This window comes from Bradyrhizobium jicamae, assembly GCF_018130695.1.
Taxonomy (GTDB): Bacteria; Pseudomonadota; Alphaproteobacteria; order Rhizobiales; family Xanthobacteraceae; genus Bradyrhizobium; species Bradyrhizobium jicamae_B.
This window is the reverse complement of record NZ_JAFCJX010000049.1, coordinates 1-26,174: the sequence shown is the minus strand read 5'-3', so window position 1 is coordinate 26,174 and position 26,174 is coordinate 1. Positions and strand designations below refer to the sequence as shown.

The window sequence follows — 26,174 nt, the reverse complement described above, 5'->3', positions numbered from 1 at the left end:
AAATAATTTCAGTCAACCCCCGAGTTGGGGAAGCGAGTGTCTGATGCGATATCTTCCAGTGTTCCTGGACATGCAAAGCGGAAAGGTCCTGCTCGTCGGAGCGGGCGACCTCGCACGCGCCAAGCTGCGGCTGCTCGCGGCCGCCGGCGCGCAGGTCCGCTGGCATGCGACGGACGGCAACCACGACCTCGCCGGCCTTGCTGCGGACGATGTCGCGCGGATCGAGCCGGCCACCGGCGATCCGCTGTCGGCCGATCTCTCCGGCGTCATCGCGGTTCTCTGCGCCGGCGCCGGCGACATCGGTGTCGCGATGTCGGCACGCGCCAGGGCGGCGGGCCTGCCCGTCAATGTGATGGACGACCTCGCGCATTCGACCTTCATCTTCCCGGCGATCGTCGATCGCGGCGATGTCGTGGTCGCGGTCGGCACCGGCGGTGCCTCGCCGGTGGTGGCGCGCCGCGTTCGCGAGCGCATCGAGGCGATGCTGCCGGCGCGGATCGGCGATCTCGCCGGCTTCATCGGAGGCTTCCGCAAATCGATTCATGAACGCATTCCGGAATTCCCGCTGCGCCGCCGCTTCTGGGAGCGCATCGTCGATGGCCCGATCGGTGGGCTGGTGCTTGCCGGCCGCAAGGATGAGGCCACGAAGGCGCTCAACGCAATTGACGATCCCGCGAGCTTTGCTGGCGCAAACAAGGACGGCAAGGCCGAGGGCCATGTCACGCTGGTCGGCGCCGGTCCCGGCGATCCGGACCTGCTCACCGTGAAGGCGCTGCGCGCGCTGCAGGATGCCGACGTCGTGTTCTATGACGAACTGGTATCACCCGAGATCCTCGATCGCATCCGCCGTGACGCTGCGCGCGTTCCGGTCGGGCGTCGCATCGGCAAGCCCGGCATCGGCCAGGATGCGACCAACGCGCTGATGATCGAGGCCGCGAAATCCGGCCAGCGCGCGGTGCGGCTGAAGGGCGGCGATCCCTTCATCTTCGGCCGCGGCGGCGAGGAGATCGAGGTGCTGCGCACGGCCGGCGTTGCCTATTCGATCGTTCCCGGCATCACCGCGGGCCTTGGCGCCGCCGCGCATTTCGAGGCGCCGCTGACCTATCGTCACGAGGCGACGCGCATCACCTTCCTGACTGCGCACAAGGCGCGCGATGCCGAAACCGTCGACTGGTCGGTGCTGACGGACAAGAAGATGACCGTTGTCGTCTACATGGGCATGACCGCCGCGCCCTCGATCCGCGCCGGTTTGCTCGCTGCGGGCCGTCTGCCGGAAACTCCGGTCGGCGTGTTCGCGCGCGTCACGCGCCCCGACGCCCAGGCCGCGGTCGGCACGCTCGATCGGCTGCCCGAACTGGTCAAGACCATCGATGGCGGTCCCGCCATCCTCATCATCGGTGACGTGGTCGCGCATTCCGCGCCATGGCGCCAATCCAACCTTCCCAACATCATCTCCGAACTGCTGGAAGCTGCCCAATGACCTCACCGCTCGAACAGAAGAAAATCCGCATCACGGGGCCGTCGATGGTCACCGCCAACCGCACCTGGGACGGCGCGGTGGTCTACCGCACCGCCAAGCAGGGCTGGTCGACCGCCATCGCCGACGCGGCGATCGTGAGCACCTCCGATGACGCGCGCGCATTGCTTGCCGAAAGCGCAGCCGATGACGTCGGCGCGGTCGGTGCCTATATCGCACCGGTCGAACTTAGGGATGGTGGCATCACACCCGGCAATCTTCGCGAACACATCCGGTCGAAGGGCATCACCATCGACCTTCTTCCGGCCTAAGGCTGATCCATCATGTATGCATATGACGAACTCGACCGCACGCTGATCAACGAGCGGGTCTCGGAATTCCGCGATCAGGTGAAGCGCCGCCTCTCCGGCGAGCTCACCGAGGACGAATTCAAGATCCTGCGGCTGCAGAACGGCGTGTACCTGCAATTGCACGCCTACATGTTCCGCGTCGCGATCCCCTACGGCACGCTGTCGTCGAAGCAGCTGCGGCGGCTCGCCCATGTTGCCCGCCGCTACGACCGCGGCTACGGCCATTTCACCACGCGGCAGAACATCCAGTACAACTGGATCAAGCTTGCCGAGTTGCCCGATGCGCTGGCGGAGCTTGCCGAAGTCGGCATCCACGCGATGCAGACCTCGGGCAACAACATGCGCAACGTCACCTCGGACCAGTGGGCCGGCGTCGCGCCGGGCGAGGTCGAGGATCCCCGCATCTGGTCGGAGATCCTGCGCCAGCACACCACGCTGCATCCGGAATTCTCGTTCCTGCCGCGCAAGTTCAAGATCGCGATCACCGCGTCCGAACACGACCGCGCCGCGATCAAGATCCACGACATCGGCTTGCGGCTGCACAAGAACGCCGACGGCGAGGTTGGCTTCGAGGTGCTGGTCGGCGGCGGTCTCGGCCGCACGCCGTTCATCGCCAAGACCATCAAGCCGTTCGTCCACGGTCGCGACATCCTGAGCTATGTCGAGGCGATACTGCGCGTCTACAACCAGTACGGCCGCCGCGACAACATCTACAAGGCCCGCATCAAGATCCTGGTCCACGAGCTCGGCATCGAGAAGTTCGCCAAGGAAGTCGACGAGGAATGGAAGCAGATGGGCGACAGCTCACTGACGCTCGACCGTTCCGCGATCGAGGAGGTGCGCTCGCGCTTCTCCTATCCGGCCTACGAGAAGCTGCCGCACATGCCGGACGAGCTGAAGCAGGCCGCGGCCGATCCGCTGTTCGAGCGCTGGCGCAAGAACTCGGTCGCGCCGCACAAGGTGCAGGGCTACTCGATCGTGACGCTGTCGCTGAAGCCGGTCGGTGGTCCGCCCGGCGATGCGACGGCCGACCAGATGGATGCGGTCGCCGATCTCGCCGACCGATATTCGTTCGGCGAAATCCGCGTCGGCCATGAGCAGAACCTGGCGCTGCCGCATGTCGCCAAGCGCGACCTGCCGCAGCTCTGGAAGGCGCTCGATCGCCTCGGCCTTGCGACGCCGAACGTCAATTTGGTCACCGACATCATCGCCTGCCCGGGTTTGGATTACTGCTCGCTGGCCAACGCGCGCTCGATTCCGATCGCGCAGGAGCTGACCAAGCGCTTCAACCACGACACCGCCGAGCTGATCGGCCGTCTGCACATCAACATCTCCGGCTGCATCAATGCCTGCGGCCATCACCATGTCGGCCATATCGGCATTCTCGGCGTCGAGAAGAACGGCGAGGAGTTTTACCAGATCACGATCGGCGGCCGCGCCGACGAGAACGCCCAGATGGGCGTGCTGATCGGACCCGCGGTTCGCTACGCGGAGGTCGCCGACGTGATCGAAGACATTGTCGAAGCCTATCTCGCCTTGCGCGACCGTCCCGAGGAACTGTTCGTCGATACGGTGAAGCGTCTGGGTGTCGAGCCATTCAAGGAGCGGGTCTATGCCACTCGTTAAGAACGCAACCATCGTCGCCGATCCCTTCGTGCATGTCGCCGAAGGCGCGGAGCTGCCGGGCGACGGCGCCATCCTCATTTCGGCCGAGCGCTTCCTCGCCGATCCCGAGGCGCTGTCGCGCCGCGCCGGCAAGACCGGCGTGATCTGGCCGAACAATCGTCCGGTCGACGATCTCGTGCCCTATCTCGATCGCCTCGCCGCGGTCGCGCTGGTGTTCCCGACCTTCCGCGACGGCCGCGCCTACAGCCAGGCGCGCCTGCTGCGCGAGCGCCACGGCTATGACGGCGAACTGCGCGCCACGGGGCAGATCCTGCGCGACCAGTTCGTGTTCATGACGCGCGCCGGCTTCGACACGTTCGAGGTGAAGAAGGACGCCGACGCCCACGCCTTCGCCGAGACCATGAAGCGCTACTCGGTGTTCTATCAGCCGACCGGCGATGGCCGTCTCACCGCGCTCCATCGGCGGATGCAGCAGCGTCATTCGGAGAGCGCCGGTCAGTGAGCACGCTCGCACCAGAGTTGGCGCCGGCACGGCCGGATGCCGCGCCGTCCGCGGACGCGCTCGATCGTGCGCTGCGCAACGCATCGCCCGCTGAGGTGATCGCGGCGGCGCGGCAGGCGGTTGGCCGTGACAAGCTCGCGCTGGTGTCGTCGTTCGGCACCGAGTCGGCGGCGCTGCTGAAGGTGATGGCGGATGTCGATCCGTCGATCCCGGTGATCTTCCTCGACACCGGCTGGCTGTTCGAGGAGACGCTGGCCTATCGTGATACTTTGACGAAAACACTCGGCCTCACCGACGTACGTTCGATCAAGCCGCTCGAGGAGACGCTGACGCGCGAGGATCCCGACCGCGAATTGTGGTTCTCGGATCCCGACGCCTGCTGCCGCATTCGCAAGGTGGAACCGCTGGTGCGCGCGCTGAAACCGTTCACGGCCTGGATCAACGGGCGCAAGAAGTTCCAGGGCGGCGCGCGCGCAGAGATTCCCGTGGTCGAGCAGGACGGTGTCCGGCTGAAATTCAATCCGTTCGCCAATGTCTCGCGCGAGGAGATCGAGGCGATCTACAAGCTCGGCAATCTGCCGCCGCATCCTCTTGTCGCATCGGGTTATCTTTCTGTCGGGTGTATGCCTTGCAGCAGCCGCGCGTCCGCCGGCGAGGAAGATGCGCGCGCCGGCCGCTGGCGTGGCCAGGCGAAGACAGAGTGCGGCATCCACACGACCAAGACGTCGTGACAAAGACTTCGTAAGACAGCGCCTCCGTAGCACAACGCCGCTGTCTCGCCGCAAACAACGAAAAGCGGTTCCGTTGACTTGAGTGCCCTTCGTCGCGAGTTATGTCCACGTGCTCCGATGATCGTCATCAGGCCGAGTGGAGACTGAAATGCTTCGTCGTATTCTGCCGCTGGTCGCGGGCTTGCTGTGGGCGAGCTCGGCGCTCGCCGCCGACGCTACGCTGCTCAACGTATCCTACGATCCGACGCGCGAGCTCTATGCCGACTTCAACAAGGCCTTCGCGGCCGCCTACCAGAAGGAAACCGGCAAGAGCGTCGAGATCAAGCAGTCGCACAACGGCTCCGGTGCGTCGTCGCGCAGCGTGATCGACGGCTTGCAGGCCGACGTCGTGACCTTGGCGCTCGCCTACGATATCGACGCGATCGCGAACAAGGGCCTGCTCGCAAAGGATTGGCAGAAGCGGCTGCCGCTGAATGCGTCGCCCTACACCTCGACCATCGTGTTCCTGGTGCGCAAGGGCAACCCGAAGGGCATCAAGGATTGGGACGATTTGATTAAACCCGGCGTGCAGGTGATCACGCCGAACCCGAAGACCTCGGGCGGCGCGCGATGGAATTATCTTGCCGCCTGGGGCTTTGCCGAGAAGAAGTATGGTTCAGCCGACAAAGCGAAGAAGTTCGTCGGCGATCTCTACCAGAACGTGCCCGTGCTCGACACCGGTGCACGCGGCTCGACGGTGACTTTCGTCGAGCGCGGCGTCGGCGACGTGCTGCTGGCGTGGGAGAACGAAGCCTTCTTGGCGCAGCGCGAGTTCGGCAAGGACAAGTTCGAGATCGTCTCGCCGCCGCTGTCGATCCTGGCGGAGCCGCCGGTCGCCGTCGTCGATACGGTTGCCGACAAAAAGGGCACGCGCGCCGTCGCCGAAGCCTATCTGAAATACTGGTACACCAGGGAAGGCCAGGAGATCGCCGCGCGCAATTCCTATCGGCCGCGCGATCCGGAGATCGCCAAGGAGTACGAAAAATCTTTCGCCAAGGTCGAACTTTTCACCATCGACGACGTTTTTGGTGGTTGGACCAAGGCGCAAAAGGACCACTTCGCCGAAGGCGGCATCTTCGATCAGATCTACAAGAACTGATCGGTCAGCGAAGCTGCCGGGGCGGTAGCAGGGGGATTTGTGAGCATAGCGGTCGCACGGCGTAGCACGTTGCCAGGGTTCGGTCTTACCATGGGACTGACCCTGACGTGGCTTTCCGTTATCATCCTCATTCCTCTTGCCGGCCTGTTCCTGAAGACGTTCGATCTGAGCCTCGAGCAGTTCTGGGGCATCGTCACCAGCCGCCGCACGCTGAACGCGCTGAGGATTTCATTTGGCCTGTCGTTTGCGGCGGCCTGCGTCAATCTGGTGATGGGCACCATCATCGTCTGGGCGCTGGTGCGCTACCGCTTTCCCGGCCGCCGGCTGTTCGATGCCATCGTCGACGTGCCCTTTGCGTTGCCGACGGCGGTCGCCGGTGTCGCGCTGACGCAGCTGTTTGCGACCAAGGGCTGGCTCGGCGCGCCGCTCGCCGAGCTCGGCATCAAGGTGGCGTTCACGCCGATCGGCATCTTCATCGCGATGGTCTTCATCGGTATTCCCTTTGTCGTGCGCACGGTGCAGCCGGTGCTGATCGATCTTGATCCGGAGATCGAGGAAGCGGCGGCCAGTCTCGGCGCCAACCGCTGGCACACCGTGTTCCGCGTCATCCTGCCGAGCCTGATCCCGGCATTGCTCACCGGCTTCGCGCTGGCCTTCGCCCGCGCGATCGGTGAATACGGCTCGGTGATCTTCATCGCCGGCAATCTGCCGAACGTCTCCGAGATCGCGCCGCTGTTGATCGTGATCCGGCTGTCCGAATTCCGCTATGCCGACGCCACCGCGATCGCTGTCGTGATGCTGGTGGCCTCGTTCCTGATCATCTTCCTGATCAATCGCCTGCAGCGCTGGGCGCAAGCCCGTATTCCCGTGCATTGAGGCCCGCGATGTCGATGCAAACGGGATATGCCTCCTCCACGTCAGAACTGCAGAGCTACGCGCCTGCAGCAACCGATGCCGGCGTCGCCGCGCCCGCGCCGCGGCGCGAGATCGCGCGCTCCCGGCCGGTCACGGCGCCTCGCGATGCACGCACCGAGCCCGGCCCGGTCCGCTTCATCATCATCGCGCTCGCGATCGCGTTCCTCTCGATCTTCGTGGTGCTGCCGCTGGTCGTTGTGTTCGCGTCGGCCTTCTCCAAGGGCATCTCGGCCTATATCGCCGCGCTCGCCGAGCCGGAGGCGCTGGCGGCGATCCGCCTGACGCTCCTGATCGCGGCGATCTCGGTCACGCTCAACCTCGTGTTCGGCGTGATCGCGGCCTGGGCGATCTCGAAGTTCGATTTCACCGGCAAGACCTTCCTGATCACGCTGATCGACCTGCCGTTCTCGGTCTCGCCCGTGATCTCCGGCCTCGTCTTCGTGCTGCTGTTCGGCGCGCAGGGCTATTTCGGCCCGTGGCTGCAGGCGCACAACGTGCATATCCTGTTCGCGGTGCCCGGCATTGCGCTGGCGACGATCTTCGTCACGTTCCCCTTCGTGGCGCGCGCGCTGATCCCGCTGATGCAGGAGCAGGGCACCCAGGAAGAGGAGGCCGCGATCTCGCTCGGCGCCTCCGGCCTGCAGACCTTCTTCCGCGTCACGCTGCCCAACATCAAATGGGGCCTGCTCTACGGCGTCCTGCTCTGCAATGCGCGCGCCATGGGCGAGTTCGGCGCGGTGTCGGTCGTCTCCGGCCACATCCGCGGCGAGACCAACACGATGCCGCTGCTGGTCGAGATTCTCTACAACGAATATCAGTTCGTCGCGTCCTTCGCGATCGCTTCGCTCTTGGCGATGCTGGCGCTGATCACGCTGATCGTGAAGACCATCCTCGAACGCCGTCTGGACGAAGGACAGTTACCCAATGGCGATTGAAGTCAAAAACATCGTCAAGAAGTTCGGCAGCTTCGCCGCGCTCGACAATGTCGATCTCAAGGTTGCCGATGGCGAGTTGCTGGCGCTGCTCGGCCCGTCCGGCTCGGGCAAGACCACGCTGCTGCGGATCATCGCCGGCCTGGACTGGCCGGATTCCGGCGAAGTCTCGATCGACGGCGAGAACGCGCTGGCGCGCGGCGCGAGTGAGCGCCAGGTCGGTTTCGTGTTCCAGCATTACGCGCTGTTCCGCCACATGACCGTGTTCGAGAACGTCGCTTTTGGCCTGCGCGTGCAGCCGCGCGCGGTGCGCAAGGACGAGGCGACGATCCGCGCCCGCGTCAAGGAGCTGCTCGATCTTGTGCAGTTGGACTGGCTGGCGAACCGCTATCCGAGCCAGCTGTCCGGCGGCCAGCGCCAGCGCATTGCGCTGGCACGCGCGCTCGCGATCGAGCCGCGCATTCTCTTGCTCGACGAGCCGTTCGGCGCGCTCGACGCCAAGGTGCGCAAGGAGCTGCGGCAATGGCTGCGCTCGCTGCACAACGAGATCCACGTCACCTCGATCTTCGTCACCCACGACCAGGAAGAGGCGCTCGAAGTCGCCAACCGCGTCGTGGTGATGGACAAGGGCAGGATCGAGCAGATCGGCACGCCCGGCGACGTCTATGACAATCCGGCGACCGCCTTCGTGCACGGCTTCATCGGCGAATCCATCGTGCTGCCGGTGGATGTCAGCGGCGGTTCGGTGCGGCTCGACGGCCGCCTGTTGAATATCGCTCCCGACGCGCCGCTCTCGGGTGCTGCAAAGCTGTTCGTGCGCCGCCATGACATGGCGATCGGCCCGGCCGGATCCGGCGCGCTCGAGGGCGCGGTGCGCCATGTCCGCTCGTTCGGCCCGATCCAGCGCGCCGAGGTGGCGCTGTCAGGCGGCGAGGGCCGTACCGTGATCGAGATCGACGCCCCGCGCGACCGCGAGCTGCAGGCCGGCGAAATCGTCTCGCTGCAGCCCCGCCGTTACCGGATCTTTGCGGGCTCCTAACCTCCCCTTGAAAAGGGGAGGTCGCTTTGCTCGCCAGAGCAAAGCGGGTGGGGATCGAGCCTCTCCACGAGCGCTGTGCCCGTGGCTGACCCCCATCCCGACCTTCCCCCTTTCAGGGGGAAGGAGAAGAGTCTTGCGGGCCCAAATTTTCCCCCTGTTCACCATTCAGCCACGGTTGGTATGCAACAACGGCCGACCAACCTTGGGGGATTCCATCAGTGACACGGGCGATTCTCGCCATTTTCGGGCTTTTGCTGCTGGCGGGCTGTGCCGCCGAGGTCAAGATCCCGGATCAGCCGTCCATGTACACAAGCATGGCGCAGCCCGGCGCGGTGCTGGACACCCAGGCCGCGGCGATCATGTTCTCGCAATACCGCCAGAACAACGGCCTCGGTGCCGTCGTGGTCGACCCTGATCTCACCAGGCTTGCCGAGCAGCAGTCGCAGGCGATGGCCGCCCGCAACAAGATGGACCATGACGTGAAGGCCCCGCTCGGCAAGCGGCTGGAGGCCGGCGGCTATCCGGCGACCCAGGCGGTCGAGAACATTTCCGCCGGCTATCACACGCTAGCCGAAGCCTTTTCCGGCTGGCGCGATTCCCCGCCGCATCGTTCCAACATGCTGAAGGGTGGTGTCACAAAAATGGGCATCGCCGCCGTCTATGCACCGAACACCAAATACAAGGTGTTCTGGACGCTCATTCTCGCGGCAACCTGATCGGGCGAGCGCCGTGATCGGCGGTGGCGTTGCCGCGTCATTTCATGGTGCGCCAGGTTCAATAAAATCAGCGTGATCCCGCGGTGCATCTCGTCGATTGACGCAGCGCCAAGTTGCGGCCACGGTGCAGCCCCAACGTCATTTCCTGACCGAACGGTTTTGCATGGATACCTCCGATTCCGCGCCGGCCTCGGTGCCCGCGCAAGCACAACGCGTGCTGGTCCTGCAGGGCGGCGGTGCGCTCGGCTCCTACCAGGCCGGCGCATTCCAGGCGCTCTGTCACGCCGGCTTCGAGCCGGAGTGGGTTGCCGGCATCTCGATCGGCGCCATCAACGCCGCGATCATCGCCGGCAACGAGCCGGACAAGCGTGTGCCGCGGTTGAAGGAATTCTGGGAGATGGTGTCCTCGCCGGTGTCCTGGAATCCCGTGGTCAAGGGTGAGCGCGCCCGCTCGATCTTCAACGAGACCAGTGCGGCCCTGATCGCGACCTTCGGCGTGCCCGGCTTCTTCACGCCGCGGATTCCGCCGGCACCGCTGTGGCCGCCCGGCAGCGCGTCGGCACAGAGCTACTACGACACCGCGCCCCTGAAGAAGACGCTGGAGCATCTCGTCGATTTCGACCGCATCAATGATCTGAAGACGCGACTGTCGGTCGGCGCGGTCGGCGTCACCTCGGGCAACTTCAAATATTTCGACAATTACGAATTCAAGAAGCTCGGCAAAAGGATCGGTCCCGAGCACGTCATGGCCTCCGGCGCGCTGCCGCCGGGCTTCCCGTCGGTCGTGATCGACGGCGAGCATTACTGGGACGGCGGCATCGCCTCCAACACGCCGCTGGATTTCGTGCTCGATGAGGAGATCGGCCGCGATCTCCTGATCTTCCAGGTCGACCTGTTCAGCGCGCGCGGCGAGCTGCCGCAGACGCTGCTGGAAGCGGCCGAGCGCGAAAAGGACATCCGCTATTCCAGCCGCACGCGGATGAACACCGACAAGAACAAGCAGATCCACAACGCCCGCATGGCGGTGCGCGATCTGATCAGCAAGCTGCCGGATTATCTGAAGAACGATCCCTCGGTCGAATTGCTGCGCAAGGCTTCGAAGGAAAACACCGTCACGGTGGTGCACCTGATCTACAAGAGCAAGAACTACGAGACCAATTCCAAGGACTACGACTTCTCCCACGTCGCCATGGTCGAGCACTGGGGCGCCGGCGTGCGCGACGTGCATTTGTCGATGCGTCACAAAGAGTGGCTAGAACGGCCGCAGTCCGGGGAAACCATGGTGACTTACGATCTCACGGGGGACGAACCCAAGCCCCCCGCAAGCAAATAGGAGCGAAGACGATGGGTACGTTGACAGGCAAGACCGCCGTAGTGACCGGCTCGACCAGCGGCATCGGATTGGCGATGGCGCGCGCCTTCGCCGAAGCCGGCGCCAATGTCGTCATCAACGGCATGGGTGCGCCGGCCGATATCGAGAAAGAGCGCTCCGGCATCGAGACCGATTACAAGGTCAAGGCGGTCCACTCGCCCGCCGACATGACCAAGCCGGCCGAGATCGCCGAGATGATCGCGCTCGGCGAGAAGACGTTCGGGTCGGTCGACATCCTCGTCAACAACGCCGGCATCCAGTTCGTCTCGCCGATCGAGGAATTCCCGATCGAGAAGTGGGACGCCATCATCGCGATCAATCTGTCGTCGGCCTTCCACGCCATCCGCGCCGCGGTGCCCGGCATGAAGAAGCGCGGCTGGGGCCGCATCATCAACACGGCGTCGGCGCACTCGCTGGTGGCTTCGCCGTTCAAGTCGGCTTACGTTTCGGCCAAGCACGGCATCGCCGGCCTCACCAAGACGGTGGGCCTCGAGCTCGCGCAATTCAAGATCACCTGCAACTGCATCAGCCCCGGTTACGTCTGGACCCCGCTGGTCGAGCATCAGATTCCGGAGACGATGAAGGCGCGCAACATGACCAAGGAGCAGGTCATCAAGGACGTGCTGCTGGCCGCGCAGCCGACCAAGGAGTTCGTCACCTCGGATCAGGTCGCAGCACTCGCACTGTTCCTGTGCAGCGACGCCGCTGCCCAGATCACCGGCTCCAACTACTCGATCGACGGCGGCTGGACCGCGGAGTAACGGCTGCGGCTGGATTCGGCCGCAGATTTGAGCAATACACGGCGGTAGAGCCGGTTCTGAGTGAATCAGAGCCGGCTTTCGTCTTGAGGTACGATCGGAACTTCACCTTGCCGTCACTCGCCATGCTGATCGGCCTCGCGGCCGCGACCTGCACCACGCTCTCGTTCCTGCCACAGGTCGTCAAAGCCTGGCGCAGCCGCTCCACGCACGACATCTCGGTCGGGATGTTCATCCTGCAGACCACGGGCAATTCGTTCTGGCTGCTCTATGGCGCAATGATCGGCGACGTGCCGCTGGTGGTCGCCAATTTAATCACGCTGGGGCTGGTGGCGACGATTCTGGGATTGAAGCTGCGTTACGGCTAAGCGCTTCGTTTCCCGAACGCCAGCACGTGTAGGCCGAGGCGCTGCCGCACGATGACGAACAGCAGCACGGTCTCGAAGGCCAGCGACAGCGAGGTCGCGGCGGCGGCGCCCATGCCGCCATAGGGCGGCACCAGTGCGATGCAGAGTCCGACGTTCATCACGAAGGCGATCGCGTAGGCCGTGGCGCAGATGCCCTGGTGGCCGAGCATGTTGAGCAGGCGCTCGACCGGTCCAATCGCGGAGCGCACCACCAGCCCGATCGCGGCGACGAACATGATGTCATAGCCGACCACGAATTTCGGGCCGAACAGCCAGAGCAGCGGCTTGCCGACGACGAGTAGCGCAATCGTCGCAGCCAGCGACGGCCAGAACGTCCAGGCAATCGAATGCGCGACATAGGCGGAGAGGCGGTCCTTGTCGCCGAGCGCATTGTATTCGGCAAAACGATGCGCCGTGGTTGCGGACATCGCGTAGTGGATGAAGGACACCAGCGCCAGCGTCTTCACGACAGCGAAGTAGACGCCGACCTCCTCGGACGACCGGAACTGCTGCAGCATCAGCACGTCGGTGTAGGACAGCAACAGGTAGAAGCTTTCGACCAGCAGGATCGGCAGCGAGATCGCGAGCCAGCCGCGGATGTCGTAGGTCGCTTCGCCCGGCGGGATATGCCCGGCGAGGCGGCGGTTCAGCACGATCATCTGGCCGATCATCGCGATCCACACCGCAGCCGCGCTCGCCGCCATCGCGATCGTTGCGCCGAGGTTCAGCCCCAGTGCCAGCGCGCCGGCGGTCAACCCGATGATCAGGCCCTGGCGCACGATGAATTGCGGCATCAGGCCGAGCTGCATCCAGTCATGCGAGCGCGCGATGCCGTCCTGGGTGTTGGCGACCACGAAGGCTGGCAAGGTCAGGCAGCCGATATAGAGCGGCACCATCGTGTTGGCATCGATCCAGGGCGACAGCAGGTGGACGAGACCGGCGAGCAGCAGGGAGACGACGCTCGATGCGGCAAGCGTGATCCAGCGGCTGCCGGAGAGGAAGCCGCGCAGCCGCGCGTCGTCGCCGCTCGCACGATATTCCGGAATGATCTTCTGGGCGGAGGCGGCGATGCCGAAATCCATCATGCTGCCGAGCAGCAGCACCCAGGTCCAGACATAGACATAGATGCCGTAATCCGAGCCGCCCATCCAGCGCGCCAGCAGGATCTGCGAGAGATAGGCGAGGCCTGCGGAGACCACGCGGATGATGAAGATGGTGCCGGCAAGCCGCTTCGTGACGGAAGCCTCGCTGGTGCCGCCGAGCACACGCGCGACAAGCCCGCGCAGGCGCGCAAGCGGGCCTGACGGCGCAGCGGGTGCGGACTCGGTTTCCATCACGGCCAAGACAGGACAACCCCAGGGGCGCCGCAAGGTGCGGCGACAATGGCCGGATGTATCAACGAAACGTTAAGATAAGGTTGGGTGCGGAGCCGCACCCTCGGCGTCGTCCTGACGAAAGTCAGGACCCATTACCACCGAGTCCTGTTGTGAACGGGATCGTGGCCCTAGCGTCAGTGCAACGAATGGCAGTTGGGGGTCCTGGCTTTCGCCAGGACGACGGTGAGGGGAGGTTCGCTCGCCCCAATCCGCTAATTCAAATTGATATCGAATTCGTAGCTCTTGCCGCCGCCGACCAGCGTCAGCTTGAGCGCGGCGCCGTCGGGGTTGGCGCCGGGCGGCAGGCCGTCGAGCTCGAAAGCGAAGCGCTGCACACCGGGCGGGGAGTGCTCGACGAGCTTTGGCACCGGCAGTGCCCAGTCGGGCGTTGGACCCTCCACGAACAGGTTGAGATCTTTACCGTCGGGCGCGGCAACGTCGACCAGCACGTTGGTCTTGCCGTCGCGCTTGACGTCGCGGATGGTGACCGGATTGGGATCGCCGATATTGGCGGGTTTCGGCACCGTGCTCAGCGCCTCCGCCAGCGCGCCGTCCTCGGTGCTGGCCACGCTGGAGAACGCGAGCTCGGCGCGCGCCTCGACGGGAACGCAGAGCTTCTCGCACACCGCGTAGTTGATGTCGGCGCGCAACGTCAGCGGCTTGTCGGGGTTCTTGGCGACGATGCGCAGCGGCAGCACCACCTGGTGCTTGTATCCAAGCGAGGTGCCGCCGGCACCGTCGTCGAATTTCATCGGCGCCGGCCACATCACGGTCACCGCTTCGACATTATCCGACTTGGAGAAGTCGAACCGCGGGGGTACCCCGGAATCGCCCGGCGTGCGCCAATAGGTCTTCCATCCGCCCTGCAGTTGAAACGCGATGCCGCCGAGCAGGACCTGCCCGCTGCGCGATCCCGCGATCAGGCGGACCGCGGAATGCGTATCCTGCTGCCAGGGCGAGGCGTCGTCGGCGCGAACCTCGGCAGCCAGACCTGCGACAGATATCGTCGCAGCCAGGAATGTTGCCGCCAGGGTAAACGCGGCGCGCCTTGGAACTATGACGGTCATGAGACGTCTTTACCTGCAACTTTCGGGGCAAACCATTGAATTGCTTGTGATGCGGCGCGGCGACGCGCGTGATGCTTGATTGACAGAACCGTCACCCAATATCAGGATGCCAAATCAGCAGGAAAGGCCTTTGCCGATGAGTCCTGAAGGCAAAGCAGGCAAGACCCGGAAGACCGGCGGCAAGGCTGCCGGCATGGGTCATAATTCGTCCGACGACGGCTATCTCGACGGACAGTTGCTGATCGCGATGCCCGTGATGAGCGACCCGCGCTTCGAGCGCTCGGTGATCTACATGTGCGCGCATTCCTCGGAAGGCGCGATGGGTATCATCGTCAACCGCCCGGCCGGTAGCATCGATTTCCCCGGCCTGCTGGTGCAGCTCGACATCATCCAGAAGCCCGACCAGATCAAGCTGCCGGAAAATGCCGAGATGATGAAGGTGATGAAGGGCGGCCCGGTCGACACCGGCCGCGGCTTCGTGCTGCATTCCAGCGACTTCTACATCCAGGATGCGACGCTCAACATCGATGACGGCATCTCGCTGACCGCGACCGTCGATATCCTGAAGGCGATCGCCAAGGGCGCCGGCCCCGAGCACGCGATCCTCGCGCTCGGCTACGCCGGCTGGGGCCCGGGCCAGCTCGAGAACGAGATCCAGCACAATGGCTGGCTGCATTGCGACGCCGATCCCGACCTGATCTTCGGTGCCGATGTCGACGAGAAATACGATCGCGCGCTGCGCAAGATCGGGATCGAGGCCGGCATGCTCTCGAACGACGCCGGGCACGCGTAGGCTGCTTCCTCATCGTCGTCCTGGCTTTCGCCAGGACGACGACTGTGAATGCGTCTACTCCGCCGCCTCCTGCGCGACCGTCGGCATTGTTCCCGCCACCGTCGCGCGGCGCATGTCGCGGGGCTGCGACTGGTCGTAGCGGCGGACGCGGTGCACGGTCTGGCGGTTGTCCCACATCACGAGATCATGCAGCGTCCATTTGTGGACGTAGACGAACTCGCCCTGCGTGGCGTGCTCGGTGAGGTCGCGCAGCAGCACGCGCGCTTCCGGCACGCTCATGCCCCTGATCGCGCCGGCATGCGACGACAGATACAGCGACTTGCGGCCGTGCACCGGATGCGTCCGCACCAGGCGCTGCAGCACCGGCTTGAACATCTGCTTTTCCTCGTCGGTGTAGTCGAGGAAGCCGAGCGATCCCCGCGAATACATCAGCGAGTGCTCGCAGATCATGTCGTCGATCTCGGCCTTGGTCTCGTCGTCGAGCGCGTCATAGGCCGCGCGCATGTCGGCGAATTCGGTGTTGCCGCCCTTCGGGTTCACCACGCGCGCCGACAGCAGCGAGAATTTTGCCGGGATCGGCCGGAACGAGCTGTCGGAATGCCAGAGGCAGTTGCCGAGGTTGAACAGATGGGTGCGGTGGTCCTTCGGCAGCGGCTTGCCGTCCTTGCCGAGATTGCCGACATCGTTCAGTCCTGTCGTGAGGCGATAATCTTCCTTCCTGGTGATGGTGCCGCCGCGCGCCTTCTCGCGCTCGCCGAAATTCAGCGCAAAGGCCAGTTGCTGTTCGTCGGTGATATCCTGGCCGTGGAACACGAGCACGGCATATTTGTCCATGCCGGCCTCGATCTCGGCCGCTTCCTCTCGCGTCAGCGGCTTGCGCAGATCGACGCCGGAGACTTCGCCGACGAAATGCTTGTGCAGCTGCCGGATCGCGATCGCCATGGCCTTCTCTCCCCGTGCGCGGGCGGGTTGACCCGCTTCGTTTCGCAGAAGGCTACTCCAGAGCGCTCCGCTGTCAACGCTTCGGGCGCCGGCGCGGGTCAGGCATTCCGCGCCATCAACCCGCCGTCGACCGGGATCACCGCGCCGGTCAGGAACGACGACGCGGGCAGGCACAGGCTGAGCGTCATGTGCGCGACCTCTTCGGGATCGCCGTAGCGGCCGAGTGCGGTGCGGCGTTTCGCATAGATCGTCTTGTGCTCCTCGGAGATGCGATCGGTGATGGCGGTGCGGATCGGGCCTGGGCAGATGCAGTTCACGGTGATGCCTTCGCGGCCGAGCTCGACGGCGAGCGAGCGGGTCAGGCTTGTCACGCCGCCTTTCGCAGCGGAGTAGGGGCTGTGCAGCGCGGTTGCGCCAAGCGCTTCGGTGGAGGCGATGTTGACGATGCGCGGCGATTTCGATTTGCGCAAATGCGGCAGCGCCGCGCGGATGATGCGCGGATGCGCCGTCAGCATCACTGCGATGCCTTTCTCCCAGGCCTCCTCATAACCGGGATCGTCGATCGCGACGCGCACGGAGATGCCGGCATTGTTGACGACGATGTCGAGCCCGCCGAAATGCGCGGCGACATCGTTGACGACGCTTGCGATCGCATCGCGATCGCCGACGTCGAGCGCCCATGCCTTCGCTGATCCTCCGGCCGCCGTGATTTCATCCGCCACCGCCTGGGTGCCATCGCGCGTCAGATCGGTGACCGCGACATGGGCGCCCTCAGCGGCGAACACACGCGCGGTGGCGCGGCCCATGCCGCTGGCGGCGCCGGTGACGAGAACGGTAAGGCCCTTCACCGAGCGGCTGAGCTGCTTGAATTCGGACATAATGGACCTCGCGGAAGGATGCGCACAGGCTTGCAGGATTTGACAAGGCTGGCACCGATCCGCAAGCGCGTCAAACAGACGTCGCGATCATCGCTCCGCCGCAGCGCGTTAACGCAAGTTCGCTGCGGGTTTTTCGCGAAGGATCGCGTGCAAGAACAACACGAGGGAGGAACGCGCGATGAACGAGCTCGATTTTTCGGCTAAGCAGGTGCTGGTGGTCGGCGGCTCCAGCGGCATCGGCAATGGAATCGCGCAGGCGTTCCGCGCCAAGGGCGCGCGCGTTGCGATCTGCGGCACACGCGCGAGTGCTGCGGACTATTCCGCGGATGACGGCTCGCATCTCGACGGGCTGCATTACGCGCAGCTCGATGTCAGCAATCCGCAGGCGATCGAGCAGTTCAAGCCGTCGTTCGACACGCTCGATGTGCTGGTGCTTGCGCAGGGCGCGGTGATTTACCGTCGCGGGGAATTTGCGATGGACGGTTTTCGCAAGGTGCTGGAAGTCAATCTGATGAGCCTGATGGCCTGCGCGACCAAATTCCACGCGATGCTCAGCGCCAGCAAAGGTTCGCTGATCATCGTCAGCTCCACCGCGGCCTATCACTCCACGATGGGCAATCCCGCCTACAATGCGTCGAAGACCGGCGCAGTCGGATTGACGCGCACGCTTGGTGAGGCCTGGGCGGAGGACGGCATCCGCGTCAACGGCATCGCGCCCGGTCTCGTCGACACCAAGATGACCAAAGTGACGACGGCGAACCCGAAACGCCTCGAAGGCGCGCTGGAGCGCATTCCGCTGAAGCGGCTCGGCACGCCCGCCGATATGGCCGGTGCCGCGCTGTTCCTGGCCTCGCCATTGTCGTCCTACATCGTCGGTCAGACCCTCGTGGTCGACGGCGGTCTCATCCTCTAGGGCAAAGGAACTGGGATCAGGTTTCACGGTTAGCTCCCTGACCAATTCAGGGAGCTAACCGTGATGGACAAGGATCGGATCTACGGGACGACCAAGGAATTCGCCGGCAAGGTCGAGGGGGCTGCGGGCGAGATCGCCGGCGACGCCAAGACGCAGGCCTCCGGGCGCGTGCGCGAAGCCGCAGGGATGGCGCAGGATCTTTACGGTCAGGCCAAGGACGCCGTGAGCGATGCCGCCGACACGGCGGTCAACTACGCCAAGGACGCCTACGACAATCGCGGCGAGACCATCCGCAGCGGCCAGAAGGCGATGGCCAAGACCCTGCAGGAGAATCCGATCGGCTCGCTCCTGATCGCTGGCGGTATCGGCTTTGCGCTCGCGCTCCTGATGACGCGCCAGCCGCGCCGTCCGCCGCCGCGCTGGCGGTACTACGGCTGATAGCGTAGGGCGGGTTAGCGATAGCGTAACCCGCCATCTTTCCGTGCGGCGACAAGCGGCGGATTACGGCTGCGCCTAATCCGCCCTACTATTTGTGTATCCTATTGAACAGTACCCTGCGGCGCCGAGGCCGAGCGGCCGACATTGGCAGGCGGCCGCGGGGCGGCCGGTGCGGGCGCACGCGGCGGTGCCAGCTGCGGACGTTGCGGCTGCTGGTTGCCGAAGCCGAAGAAATTGCCGAACGACGGCGAACTCGGCTGCGGCTGGGTCTGTGCCGGACGGAACAGCTTCTTCTGTGCAGGCTTCGGCGGGGTCGTCACGATCGTGCCGTCAGGCAGGATCGACGTCGTCGCGCCCGGTGCGGGCGGAGCAGGCGGCGCTGCTGGCGCGGCTGGCGGCGTGGTCGCGGCAATGGGTCCATCGCCCTTGGCCTGCTCGCGGCCGATCTCGCGGCGCGGCCAAGCATAATCATCGGCGCGTCCGGCGGGCGGCGCCAGCGCTTCACCCTTGACCATCGTGCGCGCGGCGAGCGGATCGACTGCGGCCGGCCGCGTGCCGGGGCCGCCGAGCAGTTGATCGGTGCCGACCGAGGAGGCGACGAGCGGCAGGATCGGGCCTGCGAGCGGGCGCGGCGCCGGCTTGCCGGGCTCGACGGCGACGTCGGGTGTTGCCGGCTCGCTCGGCAGGGCGATCGGACCGGAGCGCCCGGCGAGCAGGCGCGTCACCTCGCGCTCGACATAGTGCGCGAGCTTGCGGGCGCCGTATTTGGTGAAATACACGCCGTCCTTCGAGCGCAGCACGCGGGGCTGACCTTCGAAGTCCGGGCCCTTGAGCACGAAACGGCCGGCCTCGTCGACAAAGCCGTCCCAGACGTCGACATAGGTGATGCCGGCCTTGCGCGCGGCGTCGCGATACAGTGCATCCAGGAACAGCGCGTCTGCCGTCCCCTTCGGTCCATAGATCGCGGGCAGGCCGACCCACAGCACCGGCACGCCCTTGCTCTTCAGCACGCCGATCATCTCGTCGATCTTCTTGCTGTAGAGCTCGACCCAGCGGTCGTCGCGGAATTCGTAGACGCCGTTCGGCGAGCGCGCGGTCTTCTCGGGCGCGGCCGCCGGCGTGTCGTTATCGGCGGCGTCGTCCTGCGGCAGGTCGGCGTCGGCAGGCTTGTCGTCGCTCCTGGCGCCATCAGTCTTTGCGTCGCCGGGCTTAGAATCGTTCTTGGCGCGCGCGTCCTTCTTGTCGTCCTTCTTGTCGGTCTTCTTCTCCGCGGCCGGCTCGCGCAGCGCGACGCGGTCGTTGAGGCCGAGCATGACGACGATCGCATCCGGCTTCTCGGTGGCGAGGATGCCCTTGGCCGCGGCGGCCCAATCGGCCGGCTCACCCTTCGGCTGGTACTTGATCAGGCCGGACACGGTCTTGTGCTTGCGGATCACGCCCATGTCGGGCTGCTCCGAATAGGCGTCTTCGAGGCCGTAGGCGAGCCAGTCGGCCATGGCGTCGCCGAGCACCAGCACGTTGCGCTCGGGCACGGTGTCGTGCTTGGCCGGCGGCGGCGCGCGGGAGAAATCCTGCCGCGGCGCCTGCTGTTGCTGTTGCGGTTGCTGCTGGAAGGGCTGGAAGAAATCGCCGCCGAACCAGCCGCCCCCGCCACCACCACGTTGTGGCGCCGGGCGCGGCGACGGCGAACCGAAGCCGAAATTGTTGAAGAAGCCCTGCGCCGAGGCGGAGCCGGCGATGCCGACCAGCAGCCCAACCGCGACCGTCAGCGCGACCAGCGGGCCGGCTTCGGTAAACACGCGCAGGAAGGACTTTGGCTTTTGCATCAGGCTCGGTCGCGATGGTCTGGATGGTCCCCCCATACTAGCGGAATCGGGCCGCAAGCGGGCAGGTTTTCCACCATAAATGACCCCGGTCGGCCCCCGGTCAAGGCGCCGGCCAAATATCGGATTTCACGGTTACTTTTGGCCGCGGGAAGGGCGGTTTCAGCGCCCGCGCAGCCGGTCCAGCACCTCGGCGGAGGCAAATCCGTCGGCAGGCGCCCCAATCGAGGCCTGGAAGCCGCGCAGCGCCTCCCTGGTCTGGCCGCCGAGCTGGCCGTCCGGGGTGCCGCGGTAGAAGCCGCGCTGGACCAGCAACTGCTGCAGTTCCAGCCGTTCGGCGCGTGACAGCACCCGCTCCTGGCGCGGCCAGGGCTGCACGAAGGGCGGTCCGCCGCGCAGGCGGTCGGCGAAATGGCCGATCGCCATCGCATAGGCCTCGGCCGGATTGTATTTCATGATGACGCGGAAATTCTGCAGCATCAGGAAGCCCGGCCCGGAGGCTCCGGCCGGCGCCAGCAGATAGGCCTTCTCGGCGGAATGCGGGAACGGCTGGCCATTGGCGCGCTTCAGCCCCTGATGCTCCCATTGCGCTGTCGTCATCGCCTTGGCGCGGTCGGCCAGCATGTAGTTGAAGCCCTGCGGCACCACGACCTCGTAGCCCCAGCTCGCGCCGGTCTGCCAGCCGTCCTTCTTCAGATTGTTGGCGGTCGAGGCGATCAGATCGGTCGGGTTGTCGACGACGTCGCGGCGGCCGTCGCCGTCGCCGTCGACGGCAAAGCGCTTGAAGGCGGTCGGCATGAACTGCGTCGGGCCGAACGCGCCGGCCCAGGAGCCGCGCATCTGCTCGGGCCTGAGATCGCCGCGGTTGAGGATTTCCAGCGCGGAGAGGAATTCGTCCTTGAAATAGGCCTGGCGGCGGCCGATGCAGGCCAGCGTCGCGGTCGACTGCACCACGCTGCGGTCACCCATCTGCGTCGAGTAGTTGGACTCGATGCCCCAGATGGAAGCAATGATGTAGCGGTCGACGCCATAGGCTTTCTCGGTCGCGTCGAACTGCGCCTTGTATTTGGCGAGGATCTCGCGGCCCTTGGCCAGGCGGTTGTCGTTCACGAGGATGTCGAGATAGTCCCAGATCGCCTTGGTGAATTCGGGCTGCGAATCCATCAGGTCCATAATGCGCAGATCGGGCTCCAGCCCCGCGGTGAACCGCTCGTAATTCTGCTGGCTGATGTTGCGCCGTGCCGCGTCGGGCCACATGCCGGCGATGCAGTTCGGGAAGTTCGCGGCCGCCTGGCGGATCGCATCCGCGGTCATCAAGGGGTGGCCGGAAGCGCCGTCCTCGCCGCTCCAGGGCGGCGGGGCGCCGTCCGGGCTGGTGGCTTGCGGCTGTGTCGGCGATGCCGCCTTCGGGCCCGAGAAGATATTGCCGAAGAAGTTCGACAGGCCGTTGTTCTGCGACTGGGCCAAGGCATCTGTCGATAGGAAGGCATCGGTCGATACCAGCAGCGCCAGCGCGACCGCGATCGCGCCGCTTCGAGTGATTCTCGCTGTTCCCGTCGACCGCATGTCGTTCGTTGCCCTTAAAACGTGCCGTTTCAGAAGGCCCCGGCACGGCTTCCAATAGCTTAACAAAGGCGAGATTTTGATGCGCGCGGCAATTCGGTGTCGGATCCGGCCGAAATAACCGTCATCACACATCCGCCTTTGTTACCGGCTGCAAAACGGCTACCAAGGTGCGATCCATTCGCACTCGTCCCATCATTGCAAGGCCCCCGATCATCCCATGAAGATCCGTAAAGCCGTTTTCCCCGTCGCCGGTCTCGGCACCCGCGTGCTGCCCGCCACCAAGGCGATGCCGAAGGAGATGCTGACCATCGTCGACAAGCCGCTGATCCAGTACGTGGTCGACGAGGCCCGGGAGGCCGGCATCGAGCATTTCGTGTTCGTCACGGGCCGCAACAAGGGGGTCATCGAGGACCATTTCGACCGCATGTTCGAGCTCGACACCACGCTCGCCGCACGCGGCAAGAAGACCGAGCAGGACATCCTCGCGGCGAGCCAGCCCGAAGCCGGTGCGATGAGCTTTACCCGCCAGCAGGCGCCGCTCGGCCTCGGCCACGCGGTCTGGTGCGCGCGCGACATCGTCGGCAACGAGCCGTTCGCGGTGGTGCTGCCGGACGAACTGGTGCTGAACACGCCGGGCTGCCTGAAGCAGATGATCGAGGCGGCCGCCAGGCTCGGCGAGAAATCCAATCTGATCGCGGTCGAGGCGGTGCCCGACCATCTCACCCATCAATACGGCATCTGCGGCGTCGGCAAGCGCGACGGCAAGATCTTCGAGGTCGACGGCATGGTCGAGAAGCCGCCGAAGGGCACTGCGCCCTCCAACCTCTCGATCACCGGCCGCTACATCCTGCAGCCGGAGATCTTCAAGATCCTGGAAACCCAGGAGCGCGGCGCCGGCGGCGAGATCCAGCTCACCGACGCGATGATCGGACTCGCGAAAGCGCAGAAATTCTACGGCGTCGAGTTCGAGGGCGAGCGGCACGATTGCGGCTCCAAGCCCGGCTTCCTCCGCGCCAACATCGCCTTCGGTTTGAAGCGGCCGGAACTGCGCGATGGCTTGATCGCGGAGATGAAGGCGTATCTGGGGAAGTAACGGCATCGCCGGTCTTGATCATACTACGGCAATGCCGTAGTATGATCACCGATGCAGACAGTCGTCGAAACGCCCATCTACTTGGCTGACGCTGAGCGTCTGTTTTCGACTGACGAGCGTAAGGCGATCGTAGACCGATTGGCTGCTGATCCCATGTGCGGCGTTGTGATTCCTGGCAGCGGCGGCATCCGCAAGGTGCGGTTCGGCTTTGGTGGTCGTGGCAAAAGTGGCGGTGCCCGCATCATCTATCTGTTCAGCGGAACGGACTTGCCGGTATTTATCCTGGCGGCGTTTGCCAAGAACGAGAAGGCCAACCTGTCGACCGCGGAGCGAAACGCATTGGCGAAACTGGTCACTGCGATGATTGAAGGCTATCGGAGGCAACTATGACAAAGACGGCTTTTGACAAGATCAAGGCCGGGCTCGACGAAGCCAAGGCCTATCTCGATGGATCCGCGAATAAGCGGGCCTACGGAATCCATGTTCCTCCGAAGGTGAATGTGAAAAAGATTCGGACGCGCCTTGGTCTTTCGCAGGAAAGCTTCGCACAGACCTATGGATTTGCATTGTCTGCCGTGCGCGATTGGGAGCAGGGCCGTCGCCAGCCAGAACGTAGCGCCCGTATCCTGCTCAGGGTGGTCGAACGAGAACCGGAAGCCGTAAAGCGGGCGTTGGCGAAATCCGCTTAAGCCACCAGCGCGATTTTCAGCAGGCTGGCCACCACGGCCTGGTTGCGGCCGTTGGCCTCGGTGGCGTAAAGGGCGCGGTCGGCGGCTTCGACGAGGTCGCTCCAATCCCGGCCCGCCGCCGGCGTCATGCCGGCGGCACCAATGCAGCTGTAGGCTGCATCGCGTCGCGTCAGGCCGCGTGTCTGTCGTGATCGGACGCAGATCGGGCCTGCTCGGCCTTCCAGGCACCGAGGTCACCGGGAAGCACTTCCGGCTCGGCTTCGGGTTCGATTTCGGCCTTGCTGCGCCGATTGAAGGCCAGACCAGTGAGCCCAAAGACAACCAGAAAGGCGCCGGCAACCATCAGCCAGTGCGGCCATTCCAGCAAAGGCATTGCGATACCTCGCTGCCGTTGATGAACGAGCGCCCCCAAGACCTTAGCCTAAGGCTAGGCATCCCCTGCGGCTATAACCCATGCGGGTTAGCTCCCGTCGACAGGTGCGGGGTCACAATGGACCGGGCGTCACGCCACCAGCGCAATCTGCGGCAGGCTGGCGACCACGGACTGGTTGCGGCCGTTGGCCTTGGCGGCGTAGAGGGCGCGGTCCGCGGCCTCGATGAGATCGCCCCAATCCTGGCCCGCCCCCGGCGTCATGCTGGCAACGCCGATGCTCACCGTGGTGGTCGTCTCCCCCTCGCACCACTGCAGCACCTTGCCGCGGATCGTTTCGGCGACCTGCAGCGCGTCCATCGCGGCATTGCCCGGCAGCAGCACCGCGAATTCCTCGCCGCCGAACCGCGCGGTGCAATCGCTGGCGCGCCGCACCGAATCCGAGATGCAGATCGCAATGCCGACCAGCACCTGGTCGCCGGCCTGGTGGCCATAGGTGTCGTTGAAGGCCTTGAAGTGATCGGCATCGATCATCAAGAGCGCGAGCGGCGAGCCCTGCCGCGCGGCGCGGCGCCATTCGACGTCGATCTCGATATCGAACTTGCGGCGGTTCTTCAGGCCGGTCAGCGCGTCGGTCGTCGCCAACTCCTCGAGCTTGTCTTCGGCCGTGGCGCGGCGGCCGATCTCGCGCGCCAGGAAAATCGCCGTCGAGAGCACGAACACGATCAGCGCCGCCATGATGGCGCCGATCCGGATCGCCTCGGTGCGCCAGAGGTTGAAGACGGTCTCCAGCGGCTTGCCGACGACGACGAACAGCGGACTGGTTCCGGCGCGCCGCACATAGAGCCGCGGCGTCGCGTCGACCGGCCCGGTGCCGGCGAACGAGCTGCCTTCCTTCAGATTGTCCGCCTTCCAGCGCGGCCGCTCCGACAGGTTCTTGCCGATGATGTCGAGATCGAACGGCTTGCGCATGATGACGGTGCGGTCGCGGCGCAGCACGGTGATGGTGTCGTCGGGCGCGAGGTTGAGCCGGCCGAACAGCTCGTGGAAATAGCTGAAGCGGATCGAGCCCGCGACGATGCCGAGGAAGCGCCCGTCCTCGCCGGTGATCCGCCGGCTCAGCACGATCGCGTAGGCGCCCCGGTGCAGCATCGGGCGGCTAACGTAGAGGCCGGCGCCGGGGTTGTCGCGGTGGACGGTGAAATAGTCCTCGTCGCCGCGGTTCTCTGGCCGCGGGTCGAGACTCGCCGCGTCGACGGTCAGGTCGCCGTTGGCGTCGAACACCTGGATCGCGCCGAAATGCTGCGCGGTGGCAGCATGGTCGAACAGGATCAGATGGCGGAGCTCGCGGCTGACGTGCTGGATCTCCGGCATCACCATGTTGCTGACGACCGCGCGCAGCGACAGGTCGTAGAGCTCGATGTTGCGGCTGATGTCGGCGTCGATACCGGCGGCGAGATTCTCCAGCGTCTGGCGCGCCAGCTCTTCCTCGCCGCGGCGCATGTCCAGCATCACATTGGCGCAGATCGCGGAAAAGCCAATGACGGTCGCCACGGACGAGACGATCAGCAGTTTTGCTGATAGCCGCCAGCGTCGCCTCGCACTGTTTCCCCGACGAAATGGCATAAAGTACTCCAGCTTGCCGTTCTGGACCGGAAACATTGTTGCGGCCTTAAGTGGCGACAGCGATCGTCGAATGGGTTAACCGGTGGTTGCGGAAACGAAATGGATTGCGCCGAGGGCTTGAGGTGAACGACTACGAAGCACTACGGGATTACCTCAAGAAGCAGCAGCTTCCCGAATTCGTGCTGACCTTCGAGGAGATCGAGGAGATCATCGATGCCGCGCTGCCACGCGCCGCGCATCGCGCCTCCTGGTGGGACTCACTGCGCAGCCCCGACATCAAGATGCCGCAGCGCGAAGCCTGCCTCGACGGCGGCTACATCGCGACGCGCCAGGCCGATGGGAAGAGCGTGAAGTTCAAGAAGATCGTGAAGCGGCGGTAGCGAAGGCGCGATAAGTCAGAGGTAGTAGCCGCGGCGGAAGTGCGCTCCCTCGCCCCGCTCTTGCGGGGAGAGGGGTGGGGTGAGGGGCAGCTCCGCAAAAATGGTGACAGATGAGTTCGCGGAGACTCCCCCTCACCCGGATTGCATCTTCGATGCAATCCGACCTCTCCCCGCAAGCGGCTGTTCGATTCACACATCGCGGAGCCCCAGAGTGGCGCCAAATTTGATGGCTTGGAAGGCTTCGAGCCCGATGCGCA

29 protein-coding genes are annotated in these 26,174 nt (G+C 65.0%); 20 read left to right on the top strand and 9 right to left on the bottom strand.

Annotation, left to right across the window (positions count from 1 at the left end):
- Window positions 1-43 precede the first annotated feature (43 nt).
- The 13 genes from cysG to JQ604_RS39635 all read left to right on the top strand — a co-directional run bounded on the left by cysG (window position 44) and on the right by JQ604_RS39635 (window position 11,924).
- Entirely contained in the window at window positions 44-1,480 is a 1,437-nt protein-coding gene (cysG, locus tag JQ604_RS39695; protein WP_212366200.1) for a siroheme synthase CysG, read from the top strand.
- Window positions 1,477-1,788: a DUF2849 domain-containing protein gene (locus tag JQ604_RS39690; RefSeq protein WP_212366199.1), complete on the top strand. Its 312-nt coding sequence runs from the start codon at window positions 1,477-1,479 to the stop codon at window positions 1,786-1,788. Before cysG ends, JQ604_RS39690 begins: the two co-directional genes overlap by 4 nt.
- A gap of 12 nt (window positions 1,789-1,800) precedes the next feature.
- On the top strand, window positions 1,801-3,453 hold the full coding sequence (locus JQ604_RS39685) for a nitrite/sulfite reductase (RefSeq protein WP_212366198.1): 1,653 nt from the start codon (window positions 1,801-1,803) through the stop codon (window positions 3,451-3,453).
- Window positions 3,440-3,955, top strand: a complete 516-nt coding sequence (locus tag JQ604_RS39680; RefSeq protein ID WP_212366197.1) for a DUF934 domain-containing protein — start codon at window positions 3,440-3,442, stop codon at window positions 3,953-3,955. Before JQ604_RS39685 ends, JQ604_RS39680 begins: the two co-directional genes overlap by 14 nt.
- Window positions 3,952-4,686, top strand: coding sequence for a phosphoadenylyl-sulfate reductase (locus JQ604_RS39675; protein WP_212366196.1), 735 nt, complete (start codon window positions 3,952-3,954; stop codon window positions 4,684-4,686). Before JQ604_RS39680 ends, JQ604_RS39675 begins: the two co-directional genes overlap by 4 nt.
- A 148-nt stretch (window positions 4,687-4,834) precedes the next feature.
- Entirely contained in the window at window positions 4,835-5,824 is a 990-nt protein-coding gene (locus JQ604_RS39670; protein WP_212366195.1) for a sulfate ABC transporter substrate-binding protein, read from the top strand.
- 69 nt (window positions 5,825-5,893) lie between these two features.
- A complete protein-coding gene (gene cysT / locus JQ604_RS39665) occupies window positions 5,894-6,700 on the top strand; it encodes a sulfate ABC transporter permease subunit CysT (protein WP_283818059.1) in 807 nt (268 codons plus the stop codon).
- 8 nt (window positions 6,701-6,708) lie between these two features.
- Window positions 6,709-7,674, top strand: a complete 966-nt coding sequence (gene cysW, locus JQ604_RS39660; RefSeq protein WP_249159375.1) for a sulfate ABC transporter permease subunit CysW — start codon at window positions 6,709-6,711, stop codon at window positions 7,672-7,674.
- Window positions 7,664-8,710 carry a sulfate/molybdate ABC transporter ATP-binding protein gene (locus tag JQ604_RS39655; RefSeq protein WP_212366193.1) on the top strand — a complete coding sequence of 349 codons (1,047 nt, stop codon included), beginning with the start codon at window positions 7,664-7,666 and terminating at the stop codon, window positions 8,708-8,710. Before cysW ends, JQ604_RS39655 begins: the two co-directional genes overlap by 11 nt.
- 218 nt (window positions 8,711-8,928) lie before the next feature.
- On the top strand, window positions 8,929-9,426 hold the full coding sequence (locus JQ604_RS39650) for a CAP domain-containing protein (RefSeq protein ID WP_212366192.1): 498 nt from the start codon (window positions 8,929-8,931) through the stop codon (window positions 9,424-9,426).
- Between the two features lie 163 nt (window positions 9,427-9,589).
- Entirely contained in the window at window positions 9,590-10,759 is a 1,170-nt protein-coding gene (locus JQ604_RS39645; RefSeq protein WP_212366191.1) for a DUF3734 domain-containing protein, read from the top strand.
- Window positions 10,760-10,770: 11 nt separating this feature from the next.
- Window positions 10,771-11,559 (top strand): 3-hydroxybutyrate dehydrogenase, encoded by a 789-nt coding sequence (locus JQ604_RS39640; protein ID WP_212366190.1) that lies wholly within the window; start codon window positions 10,771-10,773, stop codon window positions 11,557-11,559.
- A gap of 107 nt (window positions 11,560-11,666) precedes the next feature.
- Window positions 11,667-11,924: a SemiSWEET transporter gene (locus JQ604_RS39635; protein WP_249159373.1), complete on the top strand. Its 258-nt coding sequence runs from the start codon at window positions 11,667-11,669 to the stop codon at window positions 11,922-11,924.
- Here the strand turns inward: JQ604_RS39635 and JQ604_RS39630 are convergent.
- The gene (locus JQ604_RS39630) at window positions 11,921-13,297 is read right to left on the bottom strand and encodes a lipopolysaccharide biosynthesis protein (RefSeq protein WP_433996333.1); all 1,377 of its coding nucleotides are present in this window, start codon (window positions 13,295-13,297) and stop codon (window positions 11,921-11,923) included. The two genes, JQ604_RS39635 and JQ604_RS39630, sit on opposite strands and share 4 nt — an antisense overlap.
- 254 nt (window positions 13,298-13,551) lie before the next feature.
- Complete coding sequence (locus tag JQ604_RS39625) at window positions 13,552-14,406, bottom strand: protein-disulfide reductase DsbD domain-containing protein (RefSeq protein ID WP_212366188.1); 855 nt, start codon at window positions 14,404-14,406, stop codon at window positions 13,552-13,554.
- A 136-nt stretch (window positions 14,407-14,542) separates the two neighbouring features.
- Between JQ604_RS39625 and JQ604_RS39620 the strand changes: the two genes are divergently transcribed.
- Entirely contained in the window at window positions 14,543-15,199 is a 657-nt protein-coding gene (locus JQ604_RS39620; protein WP_212366187.1) for a YqgE/AlgH family protein, read from the top strand.
- A 54-nt stretch (window positions 15,200-15,253) separates the two neighbouring features.
- Here the strand turns inward: JQ604_RS39620 and JQ604_RS39615 are convergent, their stop codons facing one another.
- The gene (locus JQ604_RS39615) at window positions 15,254-16,141 is read right to left on the bottom strand and encodes a TauD/TfdA dioxygenase family protein (RefSeq protein WP_212366186.1); all 888 of its coding nucleotides are present in this window, start codon (window positions 16,139-16,141) and stop codon (window positions 15,254-15,256) included.
- Between the two features lie 98 nt (window positions 16,142-16,239).
- Window positions 16,240-17,019: an SDR family NAD(P)-dependent oxidoreductase gene (locus JQ604_RS39610; protein WP_212366185.1), complete on the bottom strand. Its 780-nt coding sequence runs from the start codon at window positions 17,017-17,019 to the stop codon at window positions 16,240-16,242.
- A gap of 178 nt (window positions 17,020-17,197) precedes the next feature.
- On the opposite strand from JQ604_RS39610, the gene JQ604_RS39605 reads away from it, so the two are divergent.
- Complete coding sequence (locus JQ604_RS39605; RefSeq protein WP_212366184.1) at window positions 17,198-17,932, top strand: SDR family NAD(P)-dependent oxidoreductase; 735 nt, start codon at window positions 17,198-17,200, stop codon at window positions 17,930-17,932.
- A gap of 63 nt (window positions 17,933-17,995) precedes the next feature.
- Window positions 17,996-18,370, top strand: coding sequence for a CsbD family protein (locus JQ604_RS39600; RefSeq protein WP_212366183.1), 375 nt, complete (start codon window positions 17,996-17,998; stop codon window positions 18,368-18,370).
- Between the two features lie 101 nt (window positions 18,371-18,471).
- Here JQ604_RS39600 and JQ604_RS39595 read toward each other — a convergent pair whose 3' ends face one another.
- Both JQ604_RS39595 and JQ604_RS39590 read right to left on the bottom strand, forming a co-directional pair.
- Window positions 18,472-20,196: a DUF459 domain-containing protein gene (locus JQ604_RS39595; protein ID WP_212366182.1), complete on the bottom strand. Its 1,725-nt coding sequence runs from the start codon at window positions 20,194-20,196 to the stop codon at window positions 18,472-18,474.
- Between the two features lie 159 nt (window positions 20,197-20,355).
- A complete protein-coding gene (locus JQ604_RS39590; protein ID WP_212366181.1) occupies window positions 20,356-21,759 on the bottom strand; it encodes a lytic murein transglycosylase in 1,404 nt (467 codons plus the stop codon).
- 217 nt (window positions 21,760-21,976) lie between these two features.
- On the opposite strand from JQ604_RS39590, the gene galU reads away from it, so the two are divergent.
- Genes galU through JQ604_RS39575 form a run of 3 tightly spaced genes read left to right on the top strand, consistent with a single transcriptional unit; the run spans window position 21,977 to window position 23,541 of the window.
- On the top strand, window positions 21,977-22,852 hold the full coding sequence (gene galU / locus JQ604_RS39585; protein ID WP_212366180.1) for a UTP--glucose-1-phosphate uridylyltransferase GalU: 876 nt from the start codon (window positions 21,977-21,979) through the stop codon (window positions 22,850-22,852).
- A gap of 51 nt (window positions 22,853-22,903) precedes the next feature.
- Window positions 22,904-23,242, top strand: coding sequence for a type II toxin-antitoxin system RelE/ParE family toxin (locus JQ604_RS39580; RefSeq protein ID WP_212366179.1), 339 nt, complete (start codon window positions 22,904-22,906; stop codon window positions 23,240-23,242).
- Window positions 23,239-23,541 (top strand): helix-turn-helix domain-containing protein, encoded by a 303-nt coding sequence (locus tag JQ604_RS39575; protein ID WP_212366178.1) that lies wholly within the window; start codon window positions 23,239-23,241, stop codon window positions 23,539-23,541. The genes JQ604_RS39580 and JQ604_RS39575 overlap by 4 nt, the downstream gene beginning before the upstream one ends.
- Here JQ604_RS39575 and JQ604_RS41960 read toward each other — a convergent pair.
- From JQ604_RS41960 to JQ604_RS39565, 3 genes are all read right to left on the bottom strand, one after another.
- A complete protein-coding gene (locus JQ604_RS41960) occupies window positions 23,538-23,669 on the bottom strand; it encodes a hypothetical protein (protein ID WP_283818058.1) in 132 nt (43 codons plus the stop codon). The two genes, JQ604_RS39575 and JQ604_RS41960, sit on opposite strands and share 4 nt — an antisense overlap.
- A 41-nt stretch (window positions 23,670-23,710) precedes the next feature.
- A complete protein-coding gene (locus tag JQ604_RS39570; RefSeq protein WP_212366177.1) occupies window positions 23,711-23,914 on the bottom strand; it encodes a hypothetical protein in 204 nt (67 codons plus the stop codon).
- A gap of 129 nt (window positions 23,915-24,043) precedes the next feature.
- On the bottom strand, window positions 24,044-25,537 hold the full coding sequence (locus JQ604_RS39565) for a sensor domain-containing diguanylate cyclase (protein WP_212366176.1): 1,494 nt from the start codon (window positions 25,535-25,537) through the stop codon (window positions 24,044-24,046).
- A 122-nt stretch (window positions 25,538-25,659) separates the two neighbouring features.
- Between JQ604_RS39565 and JQ604_RS39560 the strand changes: the two genes are divergently transcribed.
- Window positions 25,660-25,917 carry a hypothetical protein gene (locus tag JQ604_RS39560; RefSeq protein ID WP_212366175.1) on the top strand — a complete coding sequence of 86 codons (258 nt, stop codon included), beginning with the start codon at window positions 25,660-25,662 and terminating at the stop codon, window positions 25,915-25,917.
- The last annotated feature ends 257 nt before the right edge of the window (window positions 25,918-26,174 follow it).

Coding starts and splice junctions, on each gene's coding strand:
- JQ604_RS39670 (WP_212366195.1), top strand. CDS start 4,835: ATGCTTCGTCGTATTCTGCCGCTGGTCGCGGGCTTGCTGTGGGCGAGC.
- JQ604_RS39680 (WP_212366197.1), top strand. CDS start 3,440: ATGCCACTCGTTAAGAACGCAACCATCGTCGCCGATCCCTTCGTGCAT.
- JQ604_RS39640 (WP_212366190.1), top strand. CDS start 10,771: ATGGGTACGTTGACAGGCAAGACCGCCGTAGTGACCGGCTCGACCAGC.
- cysW (WP_249159375.1), top strand. CDS start 6,709: ATGTCGATGCAAACGGGATATGCCTCCTCCACGTCAGAACTGCAGAGC.
- JQ604_RS39610 (WP_212366185.1), bottom strand. CDS start 17,019: ATGTCCGAATTCAAGCAGCTCAGCCGCTCGGTGAAGGGCCTTACCGTT.
- galU (WP_212366180.1), top strand. CDS start 21,977: ATGAAGATCCGTAAAGCCGTTTTCCCCGTCGCCGGTCTCGGCACCCGC.
- JQ604_RS41960 (WP_283818058.1), bottom strand. CDS start 23,669: ATGACGCCGGCGGCGGGCCGGGATTGGAGCGACCTCGTCGAAGCCGCC.
- JQ604_RS39655 (WP_212366193.1), top strand. CDS start 7,664: ATGGCGATTGAAGTCAAAAACATCGTCAAGAAGTTCGGCAGCTTCGCC.
- JQ604_RS39605 (WP_212366184.1), top strand. CDS start 17,198: ATGAACGAGCTCGATTTTTCGGCTAAGCAGGTGCTGGTGGTCGGCGGC.
- JQ604_RS39590 (WP_212366181.1), bottom strand. CDS start 21,759: ATGCGGTCGACGGGAACAGCGAGAATCACTCGAAGCGGCGCGATCGCG.
- JQ604_RS39595 (WP_212366182.1), bottom strand. CDS start 20,196: ATGCAAAAGCCAAAGTCCTTCCTGCGCGTGTTTACCGAAGCCGGCCCG.
- JQ604_RS39685 (WP_212366198.1), top strand. CDS start 1,801: ATGTATGCATATGACGAACTCGACCGCACGCTGATCAACGAGCGGGTC.
- JQ604_RS39565 (WP_212366176.1), bottom strand. CDS start 25,537: ATGCCATTTCGTCGGGGAAACAGTGCGAGGCGACGCTGGCGGCTATCA.
- JQ604_RS39600 (WP_212366183.1), top strand. CDS start 17,996: ATGGACAAGGATCGGATCTACGGGACGACCAAGGAATTCGCCGGCAAG.
- JQ604_RS39570 (WP_212366177.1), bottom strand. CDS start 23,914: ATGCCTTTGCTGGAATGGCCGCACTGGCTGATGGTTGCCGGCGCCTTT.
- JQ604_RS39625 (WP_212366188.1), bottom strand. CDS start 14,406: ATGACCGTCATAGTTCCAAGGCGCGCCGCGTTTACCCTGGCGGCAACA.
- JQ604_RS39575 (WP_212366178.1), top strand. CDS start 23,239: ATGACAAAGACGGCTTTTGACAAGATCAAGGCCGGGCTCGACGAAGCC.
- JQ604_RS39690 (WP_212366199.1), top strand. CDS start 1,477: ATGACCTCACCGCTCGAACAGAAGAAAATCCGCATCACGGGGCCGTCG.
- cysG (WP_212366200.1), top strand. CDS start 44: ATGCGATATCTTCCAGTGTTCCTGGACATGCAAAGCGGAAAGGTCCTG.
- JQ604_RS39580 (WP_212366179.1), top strand. CDS start 22,904: ATGCAGACAGTCGTCGAAACGCCCATCTACTTGGCTGACGCTGAGCGT.
- JQ604_RS39620 (WP_212366187.1), top strand. CDS start 14,543: ATGAGTCCTGAAGGCAAAGCAGGCAAGACCCGGAAGACCGGCGGCAAG.
- JQ604_RS39615 (WP_212366186.1), bottom strand. CDS start 16,141: ATGGCGATCGCGATCCGGCAGCTGCACAAGCATTTCGTCGGCGAAGTC.
- JQ604_RS39645 (WP_212366191.1), top strand. CDS start 9,590: ATGGATACCTCCGATTCCGCGCCGGCCTCGGTGCCCGCGCAAGCACAA.
- JQ604_RS39630 (WP_433996333.1), bottom strand. CDS start 13,297: ATGGAAACCGAGTCCGCACCCGCTGCGCCGTCAGGCCCGCTTGCGCGC.